The organism is Vibrio sp. YT-16 (assembly GCF_033337405.1).
Lineage (GTDB): Bacteria > Pseudomonadota > Gammaproteobacteria > Enterobacterales > Vibrionaceae > Vibrio > Vibrio alginolyticus.
Window position 1 is genome coordinate 1 of record NZ_JAWOQQ010000003.1, and the last position, 22,830, is coordinate 22,830.

Consider the following 22,830-nt stretch of genomic DNA (forward strand, 5'->3'; position numbering starts at 1 on the left):
GCCGCCAGCGTTCAATCTGAGCCATGATCAAACTCTTCAATTTAAGATTTTGTTCGGCTCAATGAATACTGAACATTACATAAGTAATGCTTGAATTGACTGTGCTGAATCTTTCGATTCAATGGTCACTTCGTTTCATTGAAACCTAATTTGATACCGCTTTCCGTTAAGAAAGAAATATCTAATTGGATTATCATCAACGAGTGCCCACACAGATTGATAGGTCTATATTGTTAAAGAGCTTGCTTCGTAAGCTTTGCTATCGAAGCGGAGGCGTATTCTAAGGAATTAATTTTCAGTGTCAAACACTTTTTTAAATTAATTTTTAGAAGTTTTCTTTCGCCTTCTTGCCAACCGCTTTTGCGTTTCCGCTTTGCCCTGACAACGGAGGCGCATTATAGGGAGATGATTTTTCTTGGCAACCCCTTTTCAGAAAAAAAATCAAAAAAAGCGTCGAATGATTAAATCTCACTCAAACGCTTATTTTTAGCACTCAGTTGTTAACTTCAAGTAGCAAATAGGCAATCAATATGTGTCTAGCCAAGACTCTTCAAAGCCTGTGATATCGAGACTCATTGATTGCGCCGCTTCGATTTGCTCGATAGCCTCCAATTCTTTATTTACACTGCTCATCGTCAGTGTGTTGTTGTCTAGCTCAAACACCTGACTTTGAGTCGTATAGTAGAACTTAAGGATCGTCAGCGCTTTTACATCGCCATTGTTCGCGGCTGCTTTAATGCTTTTTAGTTTACGAAAGATCTTGTTGTGCAGCTGCTTGAGTTTCCAAACGTACAGCACTTCTTCCATGTATGGTCGAGTTTTAATTTGATTCAATAAAGAGAGGGAAGTTGCAACTGCGAGAACGACACCAATCAAATTCCAATGGAAATTGCCCGTTGATTGTTCTGGTACGACTTCAGTGTTGCCAAACAAAACAATCAACAAGGTACTAAAGGCAAGAGAGGAGATGGCGAGCAACGCAACAAAACCGCCAATCACAAGGTTTACTTTCTTTTTATAAATGTCTTTATTTATCTGTTTGATTTCCATATACCACTCCTAACAGGGTTGCCTCCTATTCTAGCCAGCACACCCAGCTCCACAATCGAAGCTTTGTAAGTAAGTTCACATTTGCTATTAAACTCGCATCCCTTCCCTGCTTGGGTATATACTTCCGCGCATTCACTCTTCCTATATAGAGGCTAAGTTCATGCGCTCTTTTGTTTTACGAGCTCGCGCGGCGCCAACCACCAGCAAAGCACTGTTAGAAGGTGTTGGTAATGAAGCGCATACAGAGATTCTTGCTCATACCATGATGAACACTATGTTCGTTGCTCAATCACACCGTGAAGATGTGGTTGTTCACTTGGTTTTAGAAAGCACAAAAGATTTCTCACGCACCATTACTATTCGCTCTAACGACATCACCAACATTGGCGGCTTCCATGAGTCAACCTTGATTGCAGCGGTGGCTCGCGCTTTGGATGCTTCGGTTGGTATGGGCAAAGAGCAACTTCGTGAAGTCGAACCTGGTATCACCGTTCGTACCGTCAGTTTTGAACGCCTAGTGCAAGAACTGGCAGAAGATCACCAACTATATATGTTGGATAAAAAAGGCGAATTTGTTCGTGATGCAGAAATCGGTGGAAACCCATGTTTCTTGCTAACCGACCATATTCCGATGCCGAAGAAGTCTTTTAACAGCTTGAAGCGCCTTGGCACAGAGAAGATCAGCTTAGGTCCTAAGATGCTGTTCGCTTCTCAGTGTGTGGTATTGATCCACAATGAGTTGGACATTCGCGAATTTTAATTCTCACGAGTTAATCATTCGATAAAAGAAAGAGGACTCCATTGAGTCCTCTTTTTGTTTCTATAGTAATGCTAAGTTTACTTACCACCAATGCTCAAACGAGCAAAACGAACGTCTGGCGAGAAGAAAGTTCGGCTATCGTTAATTAGCTGAGTATCACCCACTGCCTCAACTTCTTGCAGCATCTTGTAGAAGTTACCCGCTACAGTGATACCACGCACTGGTTGAACGCGCTCACCATCACGGCACAAGAAACCACTCGCGCCAAATGAGAAATCACCACTCACTGCATCCGCACCAGAATGGACACCTTGAAGTTCGACTAACTCTAGGTACTCACCCGCTTTTACTTCTGACGCACTGCTGTTACCTGTCGTAATCACTTTGTGATTCGCTGATACGTCTAGGCTCGATTTTGCATCGCGAGCGGCACTTGCTGTCGAGACCGCGCCCAAGTAACTTGCGGTCTGGCTGTTGTGTAGCAAGGTTTTCAACTCACCATTAGCAATCATCACGTTGTCTTGAGTAGCAAAGCCTTCACTATCAAAACTTGCGATTGCCATACCATTTGGCATGTAAGCCGTATCAGTAAAGGTAATTAAATCACTCGCAACACGTTGACCAAGCTTGTCACCCAGTGGCGTAATGCCTTTCATCGCGCTTACGCCAGAGAAAGCACTGCCGAAAGCACCGAATAGACTTGCTAGCGCATTGATATGGAAGATAGCAGGGTAGTTACCCGTCGCAACCGGTGCACCTTCAAGAAGATCTCGAGCAAGGTTGTAACCGCCTTCTATACAGTAAGCTGGATTCAACTCATCAAAACGGCGACCAAGTGACATTCTCCCCGCCATTGACTGTTTGCCGTCTTTTTCAAACAAGGTATAAGCGTAACAAGTGAACGAGCGCTCGAAGTGTTGACACAATGTGCCTTGAGTATTGGCAATGATTAGTTGTGTTTCGCCATCGCTGTAACCATTGTAAGGTGCGCTAGAAGCGTGAGGTAGAGCGACTACGCCTTGCTCAAGTGCGAGAGACAGCTCAATTTTTTCATCAACAGAAGTCGTATCTTCTTGTGAAATCTCAGCAACATCAGTCGCAATTTGGCTGTTCACGCAACTAATTGTCTGATGTTCATCTTGCTTGGAAAAGCGAGCGCTTTGCAGTGCGTTAGTCAGCATCAAATCTAAGCTTGGTTGCTCTAACGACTCAGAATAGCTCGTTGCAACACGCGCATCTTTCACAACACGAACACCCAGAACTTGGCTTGAGCTTACTTTGTACTCATCCAGCTTTCCTTGGTTCGCTTTCAGAGAAAAGCTGCTGTTGCGGTTTACAATGACGTCCGCTTCTGCACCTTGGCGTTTTGCTTCTGATAGGACGTAATCAACCGCATTAAGAAGTTGTTGTTCTTGGCTCATTAGTTACCGCCTCCTACCAGAATATTATCGACTTTCAGCGTTGGCTGACCGACTGTTGTTGGCACTGAGCCACTCACGGAACCACACATGCCCGGCGCAAGCGCCATGTCCTTACCAACCATGCTGATTTCTTTCAACACTTTTGGACCTGTGCTGATCAGCGTTGCTGTTTTCAGAGGCTTGGTGATTTTGCCATTTTCAATGAGATAAGCTTCACGAACAGCAAAGTTAAACTCACCCGTGCCCGGTTGAACCGAGCCGCCGCCCATCTTCTTCGCATAGATGCCACGTTCGATGCCTGCCAGCATATCATCAAGTGAATGCTCGCCTTCTTCGATAAAGGTGTTACGCATACGCGAGGTTGGTGCGAACTTGTAGTTTTGACGACGACCAGAACCCGTTGGCTCGTAACCTGTCTTCATGCCACCCATTTTATCGACCATGAAGCTGGTTAGCTTACCGTCTTTGATCAATTGAGTGCGCTGAGTCTTCATACCTTCGTCATCAACATGAATCGAGCCCCATTCGTTGGTCATGGTGCCATCATCGACCGCATTCACTGCGGTGTGAGCAACCATTTCGCCCATCTTGTCGTGGAATACTGAAGCTTTCTTCGCAACTGAAGTGGTTTCTAGCAAGTGACCACATGCTTCATGGAAGATAACGCCGCCAAAGCCGTTACCAATCACCACCGGCATTTCACCCGATGGACAAGCATCTGCGCCAAGTTTTACTAACGCTTGCTGCGCGATAGTTTGACCTAGCTCTTTGGCATCAAGCTGTTCACTGAATTCCCAACCAGCAAGAGCGCCAGGACCTTCCATACCAGAAGACTGCTCATTACCTTTTTGCGCGACAGTGTTACCAGCAACACGAATGTAGTGGCGAGTATCGTCAACGTGTAGACCTTCTGAGTTGAAGATAGACACTTGTTGTTCACGCTGAAGCACGCTGCCAATAAACTGGCTGATATGCTCACTCTCAGCACGTGCGGCTTGGTCAACTTTCAATAGAAACGCGATTTTTGAATCTAGGTTAGCATCCTTACTTAGCGGCATGCGGCAACCATGTTGGATTGGGTAGCGGTTCAAATTCAAAGAACCCGCTGACGCGATTTGCTCACGCTTGTCTTTTGCAGCAAGCAGCGAGGTTACGCGCTTTAGTTCGGCTTCATCTGTGCTGTTGGTGTAACCGTAAAGCACCTTATGACCGAAAAAAAGACGAATACCGATACCAAAATCGATACCCGAGTTAACCTTATCCACTTCACCAGATGCGATCTGGACAGTGTTGGTTTGGTGATGTTCAACGAATAGTTCAGCGAAATCAGCCCCCAAAAAGAGCGCATGATCGATCACTGACTTCGCTGTTACAGAATTAAGCATGAAGTCTCCTTGCTCGATGATCGTCTTAGCCATCCTAATTAACTGTGAAAAAGTTCAACAAAGTTAAATTGGCAACACGTTAAATTTTAACAGTTTTTTAACCTTGTTTTGTGCTAATCCTTGCTTAACGAGACCACGATTATTTATTAAATATTCCAGGTTCTGCTCATTCACCAGAGCGTTGCACTAGTAAATTCCACCCAGCAAACCATTTAGGTGCTTACTTTATCACTCACCTCGCATAATTGAATACTCATTATAATTACGCTCAAAAAACGTATCCCTTCCGCAATGGTCCTGCTATCATCCGAACGAAATAGTCGGGGGGCCACACGACAAGTGTTGGCTGAGATCGAAATTCGAGACCCGTTGAACCTGATTCAGTTAGCACTGACGTAGGGAACTATGCACACTTTGCCTTTCGTCGCCCCTCTTAGGTAAGCGATAGCGATCGAAAAATCGATCTATCTGCAACGGTCAAAGTCAGTTCCTATACGTCTTGTAGTAGGAGCGACCATGACGCAGCAATCACAACCTCATTCACATCACACGCCAGCCTTGCCTACCCCTATCGTATTGACCATCGCGGGCTCAGACAGTGGTGGCGGTGCAGGTATTCAAGCCGACATCAAAGCGATGTCCGCAACCGGCAGTTTTGCTTGCTCGGTAATCACGGCGATTACTTCGCAAAATACCCAAGGCGTTTCTGCGATTTTCCCCATTCCTCTCGACCATGTAGAGAGCCAACTTGATGCAGTATTTACCGACCTCAACATCGTTGCAGTCAAAGTGGGCATGCTGGCCGATTCCAACATCATCAAAGTCGTTGCAGACAAAATTAAGCAATACCAGCCAAAACACCTCGTGATTGACCCTGTAATGGTGGCCACTAGCGGTGATCTATTACTGGAACAGTCGGCAATCAGCACTTTAAAAGAAGAATTGATTCCGCTCGCAGACATCATTACCCCTAACCTACCCGAAGGCGCAGCATTGACGGGTAAGCCAATGCCTCAATCAGAATCTGAAATGAACGATATGATTACCGACCTTCGTGCGCTTGGCGCCAAAGCTATTCTGCTCAAAGGCGGTCACCTTGAAGAAAATGAAAACAGCAACGATCTGCTTATCATGCAAGACAGTGCCGAGTTAATCAGCGTTAAACGCTTTCCAACCAAAAACACTCATGGCACAGGCTGCACGCTGTCTTCTGCTATCGCGTCTTATCTTGGCCAAGGCAACAACCTACACAAAGCGGTGCACCTGGGTAAGCAGTACATCAGCCAAGCTATCGCACACGCTGATGAATTGGATGTAGGTAAAGGCCATGGCCCTGTGAACCACTTTTTTGCGGGTCATACTTATGTTCGCTAACGCGATTGGCATTCAGCTTTCCGATGCTAGTCTGCGATACAAAGACAGCCAAACACCAACGCTAGCAGGGTTGAGTATGACTATTCCTGCTAATCAATGGACAGTGTTACTTGGTCGCAGTGGCTGCGGGAAAACCACAATATTGCGTTACTTAGCTGGCCTACTGGATGACCAAGTTGACTGGCATGGCGAACTCATCACAACGGATGGCGCTGCACTGCATGACCGTATCGCTTACATGGCTCAGCAGGATTTATTGCTACCGTGGTTGAATGTGTTAGACAACGTCTGCCTCAGTTCTCGATTTTCTCAAGTGCAAGCACCAGAGCAAAATAGACAACGTGCACTGACTTTACTAAGCCAAGTGGGACTCGCCGATTACGCGGATGCTAAGCCAGCTCAGCTCTCTGGCGGCATGAGACAACGTGTTGCCCTTGCTCGCACTCTGATGCAAGACAAGCCTCTAGTTCTGATGGATGAGCCTTTCTCTGCACTGGACGCGGTTACTCGTCATAAGTTGCAAACCTTGTCTGCCGAATTGCTGAAAGATAAGACGGTTGTTCTGATTACCCACGACCCACAAGAAGCGGTGCGATTAGCTCACCAACTCTATGTGTTGCAAGGCACACCTGCGCAAGCTCAGCACTTGGTCGTTCCAGACTCCAAGCCGCCCCGAGTTCTCGATGGAGAGTGCGCGGCGTTACAACAAGCGATTTTGGATCAACTGGAGAAAGACTATGAGTGATATGACTCAGTACAACTCCGTTTCGGCACGCATTAGTAAAAAAGAACGCGTGACCCATCCGGCTCTGCGCTTGGTCATTAGCACAGCGGTGATCTTGGGATTGTGGCAGTTGGTTGTTGTGGTATTCGACATGCCAAGCTTCATCTTACCTTCACCAATTGAAGTGCTGGATAGATTGGTCACTCGTTACGATGTCTTGCTCAAACATACTTGGGTTACCGCGCAAGAGATTTTACTTGGTTTGGCGCTTGGATTATCAATGGGTTTGCTGTTCGCATTGCAAATGCTGATGTTCGAACCGCTGAAGCGTTGGTTACTGCCCATTCTGATTGCTAGCCAAGCGATCCCTGTGTTCGCCATCGCGCCAGTACTCATGCTTTGGCTGGGTTACGGCATTGCATCGAAAGTCGTCATGGCGGCGATCATCATCTTTTTCCCCGTCACCACATGTTGCTACGACGGCTTACGTAATACACCAACAGGTTACCTCGACCTTGCCAAGACCATGGGCGCGTCTAAATGGCAGTTACTTCGTCATATTCAATTGCCAGCCGCCCTACCAACTTTAGCCTCAGGCATTCGTGTTGCCGTCGTTATTGCGCCGATTGGAGCAGTGGTCGGTGAGTGGGTAGGTTCAAGTGAAGGCTTGGGTTATCTGATGCTCCAAGCTAATGCTCGCATGATCATTGATGAGATGTTTGCGGCGCTGTTTATCCTAGCCGTGCTGTCTATCTCACTCTACTTCATCACCGATAAATTATTGAAAAAAGCCATCCCTTGGGAAAGCAAATAATTACAGAAAATAACCAAAGAAAATTGGGAAAGAAAAGGAAGAACCCCGTGAATAAAAACAAACTTATGAGCGCTGCTGCTCTACTCGCTTCAGTGGTATCAACCAATGTGCTTGCAGCAGAAAAAGAGATGACACTGATGTTGGATTGGTTCGTCAACCCAAATCATGGTCCTATCGTGATTGCCAAAGAGCGTGGTTACTTCAAAGAACAAGGTTTGAAGGTCAACATTCAAGAGCCGGCAGATCCAAGCACGCCACCTAAGTTGGTCGCGGCGGGTAAAGTCGACATGGCGATTTCTTACCAACCAAGCCTAACTATCGATGTCGCGGCGGGTTTGCCACTAATCCGCTCTGCGACTTTGATTGCTACGCCACTCAACACGTTGATGGTGCTGGATAACGGTAAGAATGAAAACCTTGGCGACTTGAAAGGCAAGAAGATCGGTATTGCGATCGCAGGCAACGAAGAAGCGACAATCGGCACCATGCTAGCGCAAGAAAACGTGAAGTTTTCTGACGTACAAATCATCAACGTAGGTTGGGCGCTGTCTTCGTCTCTTGCGTCTGGCAAGGTGGATGCGATTTGGGGCGGTCTACGTAACTTCGAAACCAACCAACTGGCACTAGAAGGTTATAAAGCTAAGGCCTTCTTCCCTGAAGAACACGGCGTGCCAGCGTATGACGAGTTAGTCTTCGTAGCCAATGCAAAAACCTACGACAAAGAAGCCATCAAGGCATTCAACAAAGCGCTAGAGCAAGCAACCACTTACATCGTTAACCATCCAAAAGAATCTTGGAAAGAGTTTGTTGCTTATTCACCAGACACGCTCAACAACGAGCTTAACCAAGCGTACACGCATTGCTCGATTCTGAAATCGCCCACCACGTGACTTACTGTGAGCAATGGGGACTGACAGAATCCGACTTAGAAAACGAGCCAGAAGATTTCGGCACTGTGGCTTACACCCGTTACGTATTAGATGCTGGCATGACGGGCGATCTTGTTGATCTATACGCGGCACTAGCGCCATGCTCCATCGGTTATGCCGTAATCGGTAAGGTGCTGATTGAAGATGAAAAGACCGTAATCGAAGGCAACCCATATGCAAGTTGGATCAACCTCTACGGTGGTGAGGAATTCCAATCTGGTGTCGCAAAAGGGGCAGAACACTTTAATCAGTTGCTAGCAGAAATTGATATCAACAGCCAGCGCGGTCAAAACCTGATTCAGGTATTCAAAACCGCAACGCGTATGGAAGTAGCATTCTGGCAACAAGGTCTGAACGCTCAGCAAGATTAATCGGAGAGTCTCATGTTAATTGAACAAATCACCCAAGCATTAACCGCAGTACGCCAGCAAAAGCCGTTAGTCGTCAACATCACTAACTACGTGGTGATGAATAACACAGCAAACGCACTATTAGCGATCGGCGCTTCTCCAATCATGGCGCACTCCAAACAAGAGATGGCAAAGATGATGTCGTTCGCTGGCGCACTGGTTATCAACATCGGTACCCTAGACAGCGTTTGGACACCGCGCATGAGCTATGCCGTAGAGCAAGCCAATGCCAACGGTAAAATCGTTGTACTCGACCCTGTCGGTTGCGGAGCAAGCTCACTACGTACCGAGACATCACGTGAGATCGCACGCCTTGCCGACAAGTTGATCATTCGTGGTAACGCCTCAGAAATCATCGGTCTCGCTGGCGAACAAGCACAAAGCAAAGGCGTCGATGCGTTAGACAGCAGCGACGCAGCACTTGGCGCAGCGAACTTCTTAGTTTCAGAGTATGGTGCAAGTGTGGTGATTTCTGGCGAGACTGATTACATCATCACGAAAGAGCAAACTGTGCAGCTAAACAACGGTCACGAGATGATGCCATACGTAACCGGAATGGGCTGCACACTAACGGCACTGACGGGTGCTTTCGCTGCTGTTGGTGATCACTCCGGACTTGCTGCCGCGGCGGTACTGGGCGTTGTGGGTGAAATTGCGGCTGAGCAAGCGCGAGGGCCAGGCAGTCTGCAAATGAACCTGTTGGATGAGCTTTACCAACTGGATGAAGAAACACTGGCAAAACGCCTAAAACTCCAAGTGAGTTAAGCTTTCTCTAACAAATACCGGCCTCTCACTCCCTGTAGATGAGAGGCCCAAAGGAAACAAAATGAACGCCTATCGTTTATATTTGGTCACCGATGACCAACAAGATTTAGCCACACTAAAGCGTGTTGTGAGAAAAGCCGTGGAAGGTGGCGTGACCATGGTACAAGTCCGCGAAAAACACGGCGATGTGCGTGCGTTTATCGAACGTGCTCAAGCCGTGAAAGACATCCTTAAAGATACCAATGTGCCTTTGATCATCAATGACCGCGTTGATGTTGCACTGGCAGTTGATGCCGATGGGGTTCACCTCGGGCAATCAGACATGCCCGCAACTATCGCTCGTGAGTTGATTGGACCAAACAAAATCCTCGGCTTATCCATCGAAAATGAAGAGCAGCTTGCAGAAGCGGACTCTCTTCCGATTGATTACATCGGCTTGAGCGCAATCTTCGCGACGCCGACCAAAACCAACACCAAGAAGTTCTGGGGTATTGATGGCTTGAAGATGGCGTTAGAGACGACTTCACTGCCGATTGTTGCCATTGGCGGCATTAACGAAAGTAACATTCCGCAACTCAGCGCCACTGGTGTTCATGGCTTAGCTTTGGTTTCAGCGATTTGCCACGCAGAAGATCCAAAAGCCGCATCAGAATATTTATTAGGGTTGATGAGCTAACCTTGCTCACGCCTGAACAAAGCGCTTATGGATGAGCGCGTTTGCCTTTCAGTACTTTCAACAACCTCTCCTTTCACAACGAAGAGCTGCAATGTCACTTTCACGCTCGAATTGACAGAGCGTTGATAAGTTTTTCACGCCAGATAACGTAAGATAAGCCCCTTATTTTCACGTGGTTGAATAACCCTCAATAAAAACAAAACGCTCTCAATGAAAACCAAAAAATATGGATTGATGATGCTCGCCTTGTTTGTTCTTGGCATCATCCCAATGTCGCTGTTTGGCTCTTATCACAATCTCACTTCACAGGTGCCGGAAAGTCTGGGTATTACTTTTACTTTGCTCACAGATTCTGCTGGTAGCAAAGGCTTTTTAATTACGTTAACACTGCTACTGCTTTCTTTATTTCGCTTTAAACCAAGTCGCATTGAGTGGATACAAAAACTCTCAATGTTAGGGTTGTTACTGGTGATTGGTTTTGCCAGCAAAACGGGGCTAAAACTGATGACAGAAAGCCCGCGTCCCTACACGGAATTGCTCGCAGCAGAACAATTGATTGAGCACCCAGACGCGTTTTATCAGTTGGATACAAAGCAGCAAGCCAACGTAATTAACCAGATTTCTGAACACGTCAGTGATTGGCGAACGCGCCATTGGCAAGGCGAGAAAGACTATTCTTTCCCATCCGGCCATACGATTTTCGTTTCGATTTGTTTGGCTTTCTTTGGCGGGTTGTTCTTACAGAACAAGTGCTATATCTCTGCACTGTCATTATGGATGTGGGGAATGAGCGTCGCATATAGCCGCTTATGGCTGGGGATGCATCGCCCTGAAGATTTAATAGGCTCAGTCTTGTTTGTCGCGATTGTATTTACTTTACTCCCGACATTTCAAATTAAGAAACAGATGCCATTTGTTTCTCTCGCTTCGCGCTAATGTGAACGATTACTAGATAAAAAAGAAGCCAGCGATTCGCTGGCTTCTTGCTTTAAAACGCTACTTTTTTCTAACCATTTCTTGGTGGTTCAAACGCTGTTAGTTCTAATTCTGGGCCAGTGTATTTTTCAATACGAACCAGCGCCGAGTTCGCCGCACAGCCGTTTGCAAGTCGAGAGGTCGGAATATCCAACGTTAACACGTTACAACCGCCGTTCTTACAAATGCCGGTTTTCGGATCCAGATCCGGCCAGCCGCCTTCATGAATACACACTGAACCTTGCTTGATTCGGTCAGTCACTTCTGCACCTACCAATACTTGGCCACGGTTGTTAAACGCACGAACTAAATCGCCCGTTTTAATACCACGCGCTTTCGCATCTTCAGGGTGAATCCAAATAGGTTCACGGTTTGCAATTGCGTACTCTTCGCGAATCTTCGCGTAGTTAAACTGGCTGTGTAGACGATGCGCTGCGTGCGCGGTCATTAGCTGCAACTCGCCGTCTTTTGCATTGCCAGTGTACTCGGTTGGTGCCATCCACGTTGGGTGTGGAGGACAGTCTTCCAACTGATAACCTTCAATGGTTTTCGAGAAGATTTCGATCTTACCACTTGGTGTACCGAGTGGATTCATGATCGGGTCTTCACGGAAATCTGCGTAACGAACAAACTGTGCGTTCTTCTCGTTCCACTTCATCTCGATCAGTTGGTTATCTTCCCAGAACTTGCTGAAGTTCGGCATTGCTACGCGAGAGCCACGGCCACCTTGTTGCGCCGCCTTGTAGAAGCCGTACAGCCATTCCATTTCGGTTTTACCTTCAGTGTATACGTCACGGCCACCCGGAGCTAGCATCTCTGCCATGTCCGCGAATACATCGAAGTCATTACGCGCTTCACCTTGCGGCTCAACCACTTGCTTCATTGGCACCAAGTGTTGGTTACTGTAGTCACCCGTCATCGTTAAGTCGTTACGCTCGAACGATGTGGTGATTGGCAGAACAATGTCCGCGTGCTTCGCAGCCGCCGTCCAGTAAGGCTCTGAAATCACGATCAGTTCAGGCTTTTGCCATGCTTTAATCAAGCGGTTGGTATCTTGGTGGTGAGTAAAGTTCGCACCACCGGCCCACCAAATCATCTTGATGTCCGGGAACGTCAGTTCATGACCGTTATGATGGTAGGATTGACCTGGGTTTTCCAACGCCTCGACAATACGCGCTACAGGGAAGCTTTGCACCGCGCCAGACACCGCCCAGTCGTTCCCCGCAGAAGAGCCACCACCCAGTGATGCCGAAATCGCAGGAAGTACGCCAGCATCACGAGCAGGGTTACCACCGTTTGAGTAGTGGTAAGAGAAACCAAAACCACCGCCCGGTAAACCGATTTGACCCAACATCGTTGCCAGTGTAACCAGCATCCAGTGACGCTGCTCACCGTATTGTTGGCGCTGCATGCCCCAACCCGCCATCAGCATGGTGCGGTTTTTACTGAAGATGTCAGCCAGTAGCTCAAGTTGCTTCGCAGGTACGCCACAGATTTGTGATGCCCATTCTGCTGATTTTTCTACGCCGTCTTCTTCGCCCATCAGGTACGCTTCAAACTTGTCGTAACCTGCGGTGTATTTATCGAGGAAGGCTTTATCGTGCTTACCTTGTTTCACTAAGGTGTGTGCGATACCCATCATCATTGCCACGTCGGTCATTGGGTGAGGAGCAATCCACTCCGCATTCTCGCCAAAGAACTCGATGGTTTCAGAACGAATTGGGTCAATCGCAATGATCGTCTTGCCTGATTTTTTCAATTGATGGAAGAATTCAAGACCAGCACAGTCTGTTGAGCTCCACGCGATTTTTAGGGTGTTGATTGGGTTTAAGCCCCAAAGCACAACCACATCACTGTGCTCTAGTACCACTGGGTACGTGGTTTGTTGCTCGTACACTTCGATAGAGCCCACAACGTGCGGCATGATGATCTGCGCAGCACCCGTTGAGTAGTCACCCAAGTGGCCTGAATAACCGCCCGCCATGCTCATGTAACGTTGCAGCAAGGTTTGTGCTTTGTGCAGCACGCCACTTGAACGCCAGCCGTAAGAACCAGCAAACACAGAAGCCGGGCCATATTCTTTGCGAATTCGCATGTGCTGTTCGTGGATCAGCTTGTAAGCCTCATCCCAAGACACACGCACAAACTCATCACTACCGCGCACACCTTCTGGCGACGATGGGTTTGCCAAGTAACCTTTGCGAACCATTGGGTACTTAACACGCGCTTTAGTGTGCACTTGGTCAGGACCGGTGCTTTGTAGGCTGTTTGGTACCGTTTGTGGCAATGCGTTCGTGGTTGAAACCAGCTTACCGTCTTGCACTTCACACAGCATTGGGCCCATGCGGCCCGCCGTTAGAATGCCTTTGCCGCGAGCATTAGAAGAAGCAACAGACATAGGTGCAAATGAAGTGAATGCCATTGCACCAGCCGCCATACCAGTGCCTTTTAGAAATCCGCGACGGGTCATATTAGTCATAATCTTATCCTTCTATTTATCGTTAGTGACCAACCACATCTTTCGCGTGGTGCTGGAAGAACTTGGTTAGAATTTCTAGGTTCTCGGCTGAAATATCAGTTCGATCACCCATACTTTTCGCTACCGGTCCCCATGCATTCACTGTGAAGTGATTTGAAGGAATTTTCGCGTGACAAGTTGCACAGTAAACGTTGTCCAACTCTTCTGCGTATGACCATACTGGTTCAAGCGTGTCAACAACTGGAGAATCAATAGCGCCAGTTAGAGAAACCGCGCGCCATTCGTTGCCGTAAACATCTGCCTCAAATTCACCAGTTTCAAGCGCTTGTTGGCCTTGCTCTGTTAGCGTTGCAACGATGGCACGTTGACCTTCTCCCATGTAAAGCACTTGCTCTGCGCCTTTCATTTGGAATGCCTTCAACTTAACAGTGCGGTTGTCGCCTTCAGAGCTGATTACTTCCAACTTCGTCGTTGGGTTAATTTTACCCATCTCACCCATTGCGATTTCAGTCACAGGGTAAACGACTTTGGCACCAGGTGATGTTTTTGTGGTGAAGCTCATCAACGTTTCAAATGCCTTGCTGTCTAGCTCTGCTTCTGGTGCAAAGTGCGCCACACCTTTATGACAATCGATACACGTTTGATCGTTTGCTTTCGCGTAAGCGTGCATCTTCGCCGCATCACGTGATTGCTCAAACTCTTCCATTGCATCGAAATCATGACACGAACGACACGTCGCTGAATCATTTTCACGGAACTGAGCCCATACCGTTTCAGCCATGTCTTTACGATGTGCTTCATATTTCTCTGGCGTGTCGATCTTACCTGTCACAAATTCATGGTAGATGTCTTTCGACGCGCGAATTTTGGTGATCAGGTAATCCATTGGTTCTTGAGGAATATGACAGTCAGAACATTCCGCGCGAATGCCTTTCGCATTACTGAAGTGCACTGAGCCTTGGTACTCTTTGTAAGGGGTTTCCATAGAGTGGCACGAGAGACAAAATTCAGTATCTGAGGTGTAATGCATTACTGCCGCACTCCCCCCCAAAGTTAACCAGCCCACACCAATGCCGGCAGCAACCAGCAGTGCAACATATCGTTTTTTTATTGACATAATTAGCAACACTTCCAAATAAAATGTAATTATAGGTCGCAAATTACTACTTTATGGGTAGTCCTCTCTTGATCCACATCATTTCCGTGTTGCTCTGTATGCCTCAAGTATGAAATTTTGTTATTTGCATCTCAAAGATGAATATATGGCAATAATCCATTACCCAGCCAACTATTCACCACATAAATCACTTTTATGAATGCAACTATTTGATTAAACAGATAAGAGGATGAGAGACTGAATCTCCACATTGATGCAGTAAGGACACGCATGTCAGTTTACATCGAGACGCACAGAAGCCAATTAAGACCCATCAAAGCCAGTGACTGGGAACTCTTTCAACGATTACTCTCCGAACAAGAGGTTATTGCGCTCTGTTTCGATCGTCCCAGCGAAACAGAAATAAGAGAAAAATTTGCTTCGCGATTATTACCATGGACCCCAAATTGTCAGCATTGGCTTTGCCTTGTAATACTCGATAGGCAATCTGAGCAACCCATCGGCATCACTGGCTTTGCTATTGAAAACGGTAAGGCAGAGGTAGGTTACTTACTTTTGCCGGAATTTCATGGCCAACAGTTTGGAACAGAAACTCGTCAAGCGCTTCTATACTGGGCAACCTCGACACATAACATCAACCACTTTTCCGCGACGGTCACTGAAGGCAATATTGCGTCAGAGCGTGTCCTGATAAAATGTGGTTTCGAACTCATTGAGGTCATTCCAGACGCATACCAAATTGGTGGCAAACCCTACGCCGATAAAATCTACTCACTACAAAAATAAGGACGTATTTTGAATAAAGTAGTCATCATTACCGGCGCAAGCCGAGGCATTGGAGCCGCAGCGGCGAAAAAGCTGGCCGAGCAAGGCTATCGCGTTTGCGTTAATTACCGCACTCAGCAAGAGGCCGCCGACCAAGTTGTGGCAGAAATACAAGCAAACGGTGGCAAAGCGATTGCCATCGCCGCAGACGTAGCCGATGAGAAGCAAGTGCTCTCCTTGTTTGATGAAACAGAACGTGAATTTGGTGCAGTGACGCACTTGGTCAACAACGTTGGCATCCTATTTACTCAATCGCCTTTGTCAGAAATCAGCTTGGAACGCTTTCAGAAAGTAATGAACACCAATGTGAATAGCTGTTTTCTCTGCTGTCGAGAAGCGGCGAAGCGATTCAGTGCAGGCGGTGCAATTGTGAATGTCTCCTCTGGAGCGTCGCGCTCAGGCGCGCCATTTGAGTATGTCGATTACGCCACATCAAAAGGCGCGATGGATACCTTAACTAAAGGGCTCTCGCTAGAGTTGGCAGAGCGCAATATTCGCGTCAATGGCGTTCGACCTGGTTTCATTTACACTGATATGCATGCCGACGGCGGAGAACCAAACCGAGTAGATAGACTCAGCCCTCAAATTCCTCTTAAACGCGGTGGCACGGTAGAAGAAGTGGCAAATGCGATCGCTTGGCTATTAAGTGACGAAGCCTCTTATGTCACAGGATCATTTATCGATATTGCAGGGGGCAGATAGAATGCAAGTCCATATCCGACAAGCGATTCCCGATGATTTAGACGGAATTTTTCAGCTTAATTTTCAAATTAATTCACTGCATTTTGCGAATGCGCCAGAAGCCTTTGTTGCGCCTTCAGAAGCTGACCGTGAATTTCTTGCACAAGCACTAGAGAACAAAGAGCGACTCTTTTTGATTGCCGAACGCGAACAGCAAATTCTCGGCTTCTTAACCGCGATGATCACCCAAAACGACACCATCAGTTTTCTGATCAAAGACCCAATTTGTCGCGTGGGAACAATTGTTGTCGATGAAGCGCAAAAGCAGCAAGGAATCGGCCGCCAACTGCTCCAAGCCTGTGAGCAATGGGCGCGCGATGCCAATGCCACACAAGTTCGATTGGAAGTGATGGAATTCAATCAGCCAGCACAGCGCTTTTACGATAATCAAGGTTTTAAAACTAACTCACGCATTATGCTGAAACATTTGTAACGATAACGACAATTAAGCGCTTTTCACGACTAAACCCACCTAAATCGCATTTATCGATGCAATTTACCCCCTGATTTTAGAAAAAGACGATATGATGTGCGGATAAGGAGATTCGAACATGATTTATCTTTTCGATTGGGGGAACACCTTGATGGTAGATTTCCCTCACGCACAAGGAAAAATGTGCGATTGGGAACACGTAGAAGCAGTTCCTCAAGCCAGAGAAACACTGGCAATACTTTCCCAAAATCATCCCATCTACATTGCGACCAGTGCATCTGATTCCAACATGGAAGAGATTCAGCGTGCATTTGTTCGCGTCGACTTAGACCAATACTTAAATGGCTATTTTTGTTTTGCCAACCTCGGTATCGCTAAAAACCAACCTGAGTTTTATCTCGCCATCGCAAAACAGTTAGGGGTTAACGTAAGTGGAATAACCATGGTTGGCGATTTACCTCACAAAGATATTTACCCTGCGATGAAAGCGGGCGTAAACACAATTTGGTTTAACCCAACGGGCGCTGATGCACCAGCCGAAGCCATTCCTAACCAAATTCGTTGTTTATCTGAGCTTATCCCCTAACCGTTACTAACCTGCACTAATCAAGGAAGATGAATGCAAATCAGATCCATCAAGGTGAGCGATATCGCGCGCTTCACCGCGCTGTGGAATCGAGTGTACTCCGAAGGGGAATTTTTGATTTCTCCGGCACCCGATAACGCAACGCTTCGCAGAATCCTGCAACGTGTGGAAAACGAGTCCATCCCTCAGTTTGTCGCGTTTGACCGCCAAAAACTTATCGGTAGTGTTGAAATCTACCCAGCTGAGATGTGCGGTTACGAAAGAGGGCAACGCCTTCGCGTCGGTATTCTTGGTATTCACATCGACAAAAACTACCGAGGCAAAGGATTGGGGCGGAAACTATTGGCAGTCGCGATCGCACGTGGTTGGGAATTTGGTTACGACCAAATCGCACTCTACGTATACACAACCAACACACCAGCGATTGCTTTGTATGAACGGTTTGGATTTGAACATCAGGGGGAACTTGGGGAAGTGACCTTGCCAAATGGTAAAGTCTTGATGAGTCAAAAAATGGTATTGTATAAAGCGCAAAGCCGTTCGAAAAACCCCGATTTGTAGAGTCACGATAACCGTTGTTCGCAACACTTATTCGGGGTTAACACCCTTGCGTCACATGCCCTCGAACAATTGAATCGTTAGAGGCTTGATTCACGTAGTAGAAATAGCATGCTTCTTCTGCCAGTGTGTAACCTTGCGGCCAAATGTACACAACGCGATCAACACCCGATTTATCTAAGAACTGATAATCAGGAATCGCGACAAAATGAGCACTGTTTGGGTGCTGCTGACCGATGATGCAAAAATCACTGCCTTTGCACGGCACGTCAATTTTCGAATAACCTCTGGCTGGTAGATCGATTTCTAACAAAGCTCGAATACTATCGGCACTCGCTTCTGGCATGCCTTTGCGTGTTTTGACATGTCGGTCAATGTAGTGAACGTGCTCTTGGCCGTAAGCGTTATCAATCACTGATTGAGCATGAAAGAATTTGAGAGCCGTACCCAAAGAAGACTGAGAACTGTGCAGCATCGCAGCGTATGCTTGGCGATGAATATCGAGTAGTACTGGTAAAGCAGCTAATGCGATGAAAGCCAAAGTGGTAAGCACTATGGTGATTTCCATCAGCGTAAATCCCTTTGATTTCACGTTTCTTATCTCAACTAGCCCAAGACAATAGCCCCACATCCATGTGAGACCGAGCCAATATATCGCCAATTTCTTACGATTAAAGGCTTAAGGGGTAAGAAGAGACAAACACCACTCAAACTTGAGAACAGCAGCCAAAGAGCAGTGTAACAAAACGACGCTATGTGTCAGATATTAGACGGTTTTTACTCTCTAGTTACTGAGTAAAGGCACATTATTTCGCACCAGACCACGACGAACATTCGTGCACATTTTGCCAAAACGACGAATCTCATCGAACTGCGGAACAATGCCGCGCTCCATGGCTGACTCCCAATAAGTGACTTCTGAATCGACCATTTCCAACAATTTCTTCGGACAGCCAATGCACTGCCCTTCTGGTCCACATACAAACGTTTCTGGTTCATAAATTGGTAGTTCCGCTTTTACTTGCTCGATGATGCTACGCATGGCGGTCATTCGATCTGGCTTTACCTTCATCATTCTGCTCCACGGATTAAGATGAAGCAGATTGTACCCACTGGTACGCAAATGTCCCTACCCAATTTAGGTATATTCTGTTTGAATCGATTTCTTTATCGTCAGATCCGGCTTTTTAACCACCAAATACACCGCCGTAGCTGCCAGTACGAAACCAGAAATCCCCATCCAATCAAATGACTCTCCAAACGCGAGCCAAGCCTGAATCGCCGTCGTTGGCGGCACCAGGTAGAATACAGAAGCTACGCTCGATGCTGCACCGTTCTTAACCATGTACAACAGCAGTAGAATAGCTACACAAGAGAGCACGACGACCAACCACAACACAGTCAAAATAAACTCCAGTTCCCACTGCACTTGCATGGTTTCAAACTGCATCGCAACGGGCAGAAACATGATGAGCGCGGCCAAATATTGCACCGTCGCACCACCGACCATATCCACTTGTTGGCAATGTTTTTTCTGATAAAGCGTCCCTAGCGTGATACCAACCAAAGCCAATAAACACAAACCAATAGCCAGCACTTTATGCTGCTCGGATTGCCACTCCATTTTGCCCATCAACACCATAGCGATACCGACAAAACCAAGAGCCAAACCCAGCCATTGCGAGGGCTTAAACTCCTCACGAACAAACGCCACCAGCAAAGCCGCGGTTAAAATCGGTTGAATACCCACCAACAACGAACTCAACCCAGCAGGCATACCCAAGGCGATAGCAAAATAAGTACCGCCCAGATAGAAACCGTGGATCAACGCACCAACTACACAGCTGTGCCAAAAATCTTTTCCTGTCGGCAACCTTCTACGCAATACCGCCACAAGAACCAAAAACAGTAAGACATTGAATGCCATACGGATAGAAAGTAGTGTCGCTGGCTCGGCATATTGCAAACCAAAACGCGCACCAACGAATCCAGAAGCCCAAAGGATGACAAATACAAAAGGGATGGCTCGGATTAACATGATCGCCTCACTCACGCTTGTTTTATGTTTTGAGATACTGCTAATGTAATTAGGTACAGTGTTTTCAAAAAGTGACAGATGGAAGTATTTTTATGGGTACAGATTTATTGGGAAGCGGTGAAGGGAATAAGTACCTCGTGGTGGAAAAACACCTCAAACAAGCCATCAATGGTGGCGTTTATCAGGCGGATGATCGACTGCCCTCCATTCGCTCGTTGAGCCAAGAATTAAACGTCAGTAAAAATACCGTGATTCGTGCGTATCAAGAGCTGGAAGCACAAAACTTGGTTTACTCGGTTCCCAAATCGGGTTATCGAGTTAAAGTCGCCTTGCCGACCTCTCGCTCAATTCCGGATCCGACTCGCGTGGATTTGCTCTCGATCTGCAAAGAAATCCTTACTTATCCTGAATACCAAGAGCGTTTGCCTACCGGTTCTGCCCACCCAAACATTGACTCCCCCGCGATCAAAAGCTTGTACGCCGAGATCGGCCGCCACAGCCGGCAGCAAACGCATGTACCGAGCCATTACCAATTACCACCCGGTGATCACCTCTTAATCAAACAACTAGCGAAAATCACACAAGATTTGGGCACGCCAGCCAAGTTGGATGAGATCATGGTGACGCACGGCGCGCAACAAGCCATTAGCCTAGCGCTGCGCGCAACGACACAAAAAGGCGATATCGTCGCGGTGGAGTCCCCTTGCTATTTTGGCAACTTATTGATGCTAGAATCACTCGGCCTCAAAGTGGTGGAAATTCCGAGTTGCCCACGCGACGGTATGTGCCCCGAAGCCTTAGCAAAAGCAATGGCGACATGGGACATAAAAGCGATCATCGTAACGCCAAACTTCACCAATCCAACTGGTGCCATGATGCCGCTAGAAAAGCGTCAACAATTACTATTGGCGTCCGGCAATATTCCTATTATCGAAGACGATGTGTTTGGCGGGTTAAGTTATGATAAGCCATTGCCAAGCTTGAGATTGCTCGATGACAAGCAACGCGTAATTTACGTGAATTCGTTATCCAAAACGCTCGATTCGCGTTTGAGAATTGGTTGGATGTTGGCGGGGCGATATCGAGACCAAATTGAACAATATCTACTGTGTGAGAACATGGGCAGTTTGAACCTGATGCAATCCGCCGTGGCAACGTTTCTAACGTCAGGCAAGTATCGAACGCATACTGCGCGAATGGGGCGGGTTTATCAAAACAACATGCGACGATTTATCCAGATGCTTCATCAATACTTGGATGAATACGAACCTCTAAAAAATCGATACCAGATCAACGCCGTACAAGGCTCGTTCTTACTTTGGTTGCGACTGCCCGAAGACACGGACAGCTATGCGTTGTATCAAGCATGCAATAAGCACAGAATCAGCCTACTTCCCGGCACCGTATTTGGCACTCAAGGGCAATATCGGCATTGCGTACGCCTCAGCGTGGCAAACTTTGGTCATGAAACCGATTGGAGTCAAGCGATGCAAACACTGGCAAAATTGATAGCAAAGCATGCCTGTTAACTCGCTCTTGCTAAATGAACTTATGCCTACACACGCAAACACGTAACAACAAAAAACTCCACGCAAAGGTGGAGTTTTTCATATCGTCATCGCCTTCAGTGCGACTTAATTTGCCACATTCTCGCGACGTTTTCGGCTAAGTTAGCAACGTTGACGTCGGCCTCTTTCATGGCCTCAGGTAAGCTCATCGCCCTTGGTACACAAGCAAACACCGCATCAATGCCGCACTCATAAACCGCCTGATAGTTGTCGCCCACACAGCCTGCTAATGCAATGACTGGTAAATTACACTGCTTGGCGACCTGAGCAACGCCCATCGGCGTTTTGCCATGTGCGGTTTGATGATCGATTCGACCCTCGCCTGTAAATACGATATCCGCATCCGCAACATGCTGAGCAAGTTTGACCGTTTCAAGCACAATCTCAATTCCCGGTTGCAAACGTGCTGGCGTGTACCCGAGCAAGGCCGCGCCCATACCACCAGCAGCACCCGCCCCTTCACGAGTCAGTACATGCTTACCCGTCGCTTGTTCCGTCAACTCGCCAAACTTGCGCAATGCGTTATCGAGCAGAGTGACGTCTGATACGGTCGCTCCCTTTTGCGGGCCAAAGATAGCCGACGCGCCTTTGTCACCACAGAGTGGGTTATCAACATCGCACGCTACCAACACTTCGCAAGTTGCTAAACGAGGGTCAAGACCAGAAATATCGATGGACGCAAGCGCCGCTAACCCGCCTCCATTTGGGGTAATTGCATGACCAGACTCATCAAGAAACGCCACCCCCAACGCGGTCAACATGCCCACGCCACCATCATTGGTAGCGCTGCCGCCCAAACCAATGATTAAGCGTTGAATACCTCTATCTAGCGCGTGTTTGATCAGCTGTCCAGTACCAATGCTGCTGGTCAGTTTTGGGTCGCGAGCGTCACTCGGCACAAGGTGCAGCCCACTGGCCTCCGCCATTTCAATAACTGCGGTTTCGCCGTCGCCGAGGATGCCATAAAACGCTTCAACATCATTCCCTAATGGCGCGGTCACTGTTGTGAAGACTTGTTCGCCTTGAGTTGCATCTATCAAAGATTGAACCGTGCCTTCGCCACCGTCTGCGACCGGAACCGTAACAAACTCAGCATCATGCCATACGCGAGCAAGACCCGTTTTGATCGCCTCGCTCACTTGTTTGGCGGTTAAGCTTTCTTTAAATGAATCAGGTGCAATTACCACTTTCATACGTACTTC

At 47.4% G+C, this 22,830-nt stretch carries 22 protein-coding genes, 2 pseudogenes and 1 riboswitch; of the genes and pseudogenes, 15 read left to right on the forward strand and 9 right to left on the reverse strand.

All coding sequences use genetic code 11. From position 1 onward, the window contains the following. Positions 1–525: 525 nt before the first annotated feature. Complete coding sequence (locus R7F07_RS06100; RefSeq protein ID WP_033907183.1) at positions 526–1,050, reverse strand: DUF3087 domain-containing protein; 525 nt, start codon at positions 1,048–1,050, stop codon at positions 526–528. Between the two features lie 160 nt (positions 1,051–1,210). On the opposite strand from R7F07_RS06100, the gene trmY reads away from it, so the two are divergent. After that, on the forward strand, positions 1,211–1,810 hold the full coding sequence (trmY, locus tag R7F07_RS06105; protein WP_005374282.1) for a tRNA (pseudouridine(54)-N(1))-methyltransferase TrmY: 600 nt from the start codon (positions 1,211–1,213) through the stop codon (positions 1,808–1,810). Positions 1,811–1,887: 77 nt separating this feature from the next. Here the strand turns inward: trmY and R7F07_RS06110 are convergent, their stop codons facing one another. Both R7F07_RS06110 and R7F07_RS06115 read right to left on the reverse strand, forming a co-directional pair. After that, complete coding sequence (locus R7F07_RS06110; protein ID WP_171342374.1) at positions 1,888–3,231, reverse strand: TldD/PmbA family protein; 1,344 nt, start codon at positions 3,229–3,231, stop codon at positions 1,888–1,890. Continuing rightward, on the reverse strand, positions 3,231–4,616 hold the full coding sequence (locus tag R7F07_RS06115) for a TldD/PmbA family protein (protein WP_031780818.1): 1,386 nt from the start codon (positions 4,614–4,616) through the stop codon (positions 3,231–3,233). The genes R7F07_RS06110 and R7F07_RS06115 overlap by 1 nt, the downstream gene beginning before the upstream one ends. Positions 4,617–4,927: 311 nt before the next feature. Next, positions 4,928–5,035, forward strand: a riboswitch (TPP riboswitch). Between the two features lie 97 nt (positions 5,036–5,132). On the opposite strand from R7F07_RS06115, the gene thiD reads away from it, so the two are divergent. From thiD to R7F07_RS06155, 8 genes and pseudogenes are all read left to right on the forward strand, one after another. Then, positions 5,133–5,990 (forward strand): bifunctional hydroxymethylpyrimidine kinase/phosphomethylpyrimidine kinase, encoded by an 858-nt coding sequence (gene thiD / locus R7F07_RS06120; protein ID WP_171342375.1) that lies wholly within the window; start codon positions 5,133–5,135, stop codon positions 5,988–5,990. Beyond that, positions 5,980–6,735 (forward strand): ABC transporter ATP-binding protein, encoded by a 756-nt coding sequence (locus R7F07_RS06125; protein WP_033907185.1) that lies wholly within the window; start codon positions 5,980–5,982, stop codon positions 6,733–6,735. The genes thiD and R7F07_RS06125 overlap by 11 nt, the downstream gene beginning before the upstream one ends. Beyond that, positions 6,728–7,528: an ABC transporter permease gene (locus tag R7F07_RS06130; protein WP_009706843.1), complete on the forward strand. Its 801-nt coding sequence runs from the start codon at positions 6,728–6,730 to the stop codon at positions 7,526–7,528. Before R7F07_RS06125 ends, R7F07_RS06130 begins: the two co-directional genes overlap by 8 nt. Positions 7,529–7,575: 47 nt before the next feature. After that, a pseudogene (locus R7F07_RS06135) lies at positions 7,576–8,376 on the forward strand (ABC transporter substrate-binding protein); the annotation flags it as partial. Further along, positions 8,373–8,828 (forward strand): annotated as a pseudogene (locus R7F07_RS06140) (TenA family protein); the annotation flags it as partial. The pseudogenes R7F07_RS06135 and R7F07_RS06140, both read left to right, overlap by 4 nt. A gap of 12 nt (positions 8,829–8,840) precedes the next feature. Further along, positions 8,841–9,632: a hydroxyethylthiazole kinase gene (thiM, locus tag R7F07_RS06145; protein ID WP_171342377.1), complete on the forward strand. Its 792-nt coding sequence runs from the start codon at positions 8,841–8,843 to the stop codon at positions 9,630–9,632. Positions 9,633–9,693: 61 nt separating this feature from the next. Next, positions 9,694–10,308 (forward strand): thiamine phosphate synthase, encoded by a 615-nt coding sequence (gene thiE, locus R7F07_RS06150; RefSeq protein ID WP_005374296.1) that lies wholly within the window; start codon positions 9,694–9,696, stop codon positions 10,306–10,308. A gap of 210 nt (positions 10,309–10,518) precedes the next feature. Then, positions 10,519–11,244, forward strand: coding sequence for a phosphatase PAP2 family protein (locus R7F07_RS06155; RefSeq protein WP_005374297.1), 726 nt, complete (start codon positions 10,519–10,521; stop codon positions 11,242–11,244). Positions 11,245–11,314: 70 nt separating this feature from the next. On the opposite strand, the gene R7F07_RS06160 is transcribed toward R7F07_RS06155, so the two are convergent. After that, positions 11,315–13,762, reverse strand: coding sequence for a trimethylamine-N-oxide reductase 2 (locus R7F07_RS06160; RefSeq protein WP_104976335.1), 2,448 nt, complete (start codon positions 13,760–13,762; stop codon positions 11,315–11,317). A 22-nt stretch (positions 13,763–13,784) separates the two neighbouring features. Then, positions 13,785–14,879, reverse strand: coding sequence for a NapC/NirT family cytochrome c (locus R7F07_RS06165; RefSeq protein ID WP_171342378.1), 1,095 nt, complete (start codon positions 14,877–14,879; stop codon positions 13,785–13,787). A gap of 270 nt (positions 14,880–15,149) precedes the next feature. Here R7F07_RS06165 and R7F07_RS06170 point away from each other — a divergent pair, with 270 nt between their 5' ends. The 5 genes from R7F07_RS06170 to R7F07_RS06190 all read left to right on the forward strand — a co-directional run bounded on the left by R7F07_RS06170 (position 15,150) and on the right by R7F07_RS06190 (position 18,025). Continuing rightward, a complete protein-coding gene (locus R7F07_RS06170) occupies positions 15,150–15,665 on the forward strand; it encodes a GNAT family N-acetyltransferase (protein ID WP_171342379.1) in 516 nt (171 codons plus the stop codon). A 9-nt stretch (positions 15,666–15,674) separates the two neighbouring features. Further along, on the forward strand, positions 15,675–16,406 hold the full coding sequence (locus R7F07_RS06175) for a glucose 1-dehydrogenase (protein WP_005383319.1): 732 nt from the start codon (positions 15,675–15,677) through the stop codon (positions 16,404–16,406). A 1-nt stretch (position 16,407) separates the two neighbouring features. Then, entirely contained in the window at positions 16,408–16,878 is a 471-nt protein-coding gene (locus R7F07_RS06180) for a GNAT family N-acetyltransferase (protein WP_047102512.1), read from the forward strand. 118 nt (positions 16,879–16,996) lie between these two features. Further along, on the forward strand, positions 16,997–17,464 hold the full coding sequence (locus R7F07_RS06185) for an HAD family hydrolase (RefSeq protein WP_047102511.1): 468 nt from the start codon (positions 16,997–16,999) through the stop codon (positions 17,462–17,464). Positions 17,465–17,497: 33 nt separating this feature from the next. After that, positions 17,498–18,025 carry a GNAT family N-acetyltransferase gene (locus R7F07_RS06190; protein ID WP_025768768.1) on the forward strand — a complete coding sequence of 176 codons (528 nt, stop codon included), beginning with the start codon at positions 17,498–17,500 and terminating at the stop codon, positions 18,023–18,025. Positions 18,026–18,062: 37 nt separating this feature from the next. Here the strand turns inward: R7F07_RS06190 and R7F07_RS06195 are convergent, their stop codons facing one another. From R7F07_RS06195 to R7F07_RS06205, 3 genes are all read right to left on the reverse strand, one after another. Beyond that, positions 18,063–18,653 (reverse strand): type II secretion system protein, encoded by a 591-nt coding sequence (locus R7F07_RS06195; RefSeq protein ID WP_225455765.1) that lies wholly within the window; start codon positions 18,651–18,653, stop codon positions 18,063–18,065. Between the two features lie 153 nt (positions 18,654–18,806). Continuing rightward, positions 18,807–19,094, reverse strand: coding sequence for a hypothetical protein (locus R7F07_RS06200; protein ID WP_005374318.1), 288 nt, complete (start codon positions 19,092–19,094; stop codon positions 18,807–18,809). A 66-nt stretch (positions 19,095–19,160) separates the two neighbouring features. Continuing rightward, on the reverse strand, positions 19,161–20,060 hold the full coding sequence (locus tag R7F07_RS06205; protein ID WP_047102508.1) for a DMT family transporter: 900 nt from the start codon (positions 20,058–20,060) through the stop codon (positions 19,161–19,163). Between the two features lie 92 nt (positions 20,061–20,152). Between R7F07_RS06205 and R7F07_RS06210 the strand changes: the two genes are divergently transcribed. Continuing rightward, a complete protein-coding gene (locus R7F07_RS06210) occupies positions 20,153–21,589 on the forward strand; it encodes a PLP-dependent aminotransferase family protein (RefSeq protein ID WP_005383306.1) in 1,437 nt (478 codons plus the stop codon). Positions 21,590–21,684: 95 nt separating this feature from the next. Here R7F07_RS06210 and R7F07_RS06215 read toward each other — a convergent pair whose 3' ends face one another. Further along, entirely contained in the window at positions 21,685–22,821 is a 1,137-nt protein-coding gene (locus R7F07_RS06215) for a glycerate kinase (RefSeq protein WP_042522351.1), read from the reverse strand. Positions 22,822–22,830: the final 9 nt, after the last annotated feature.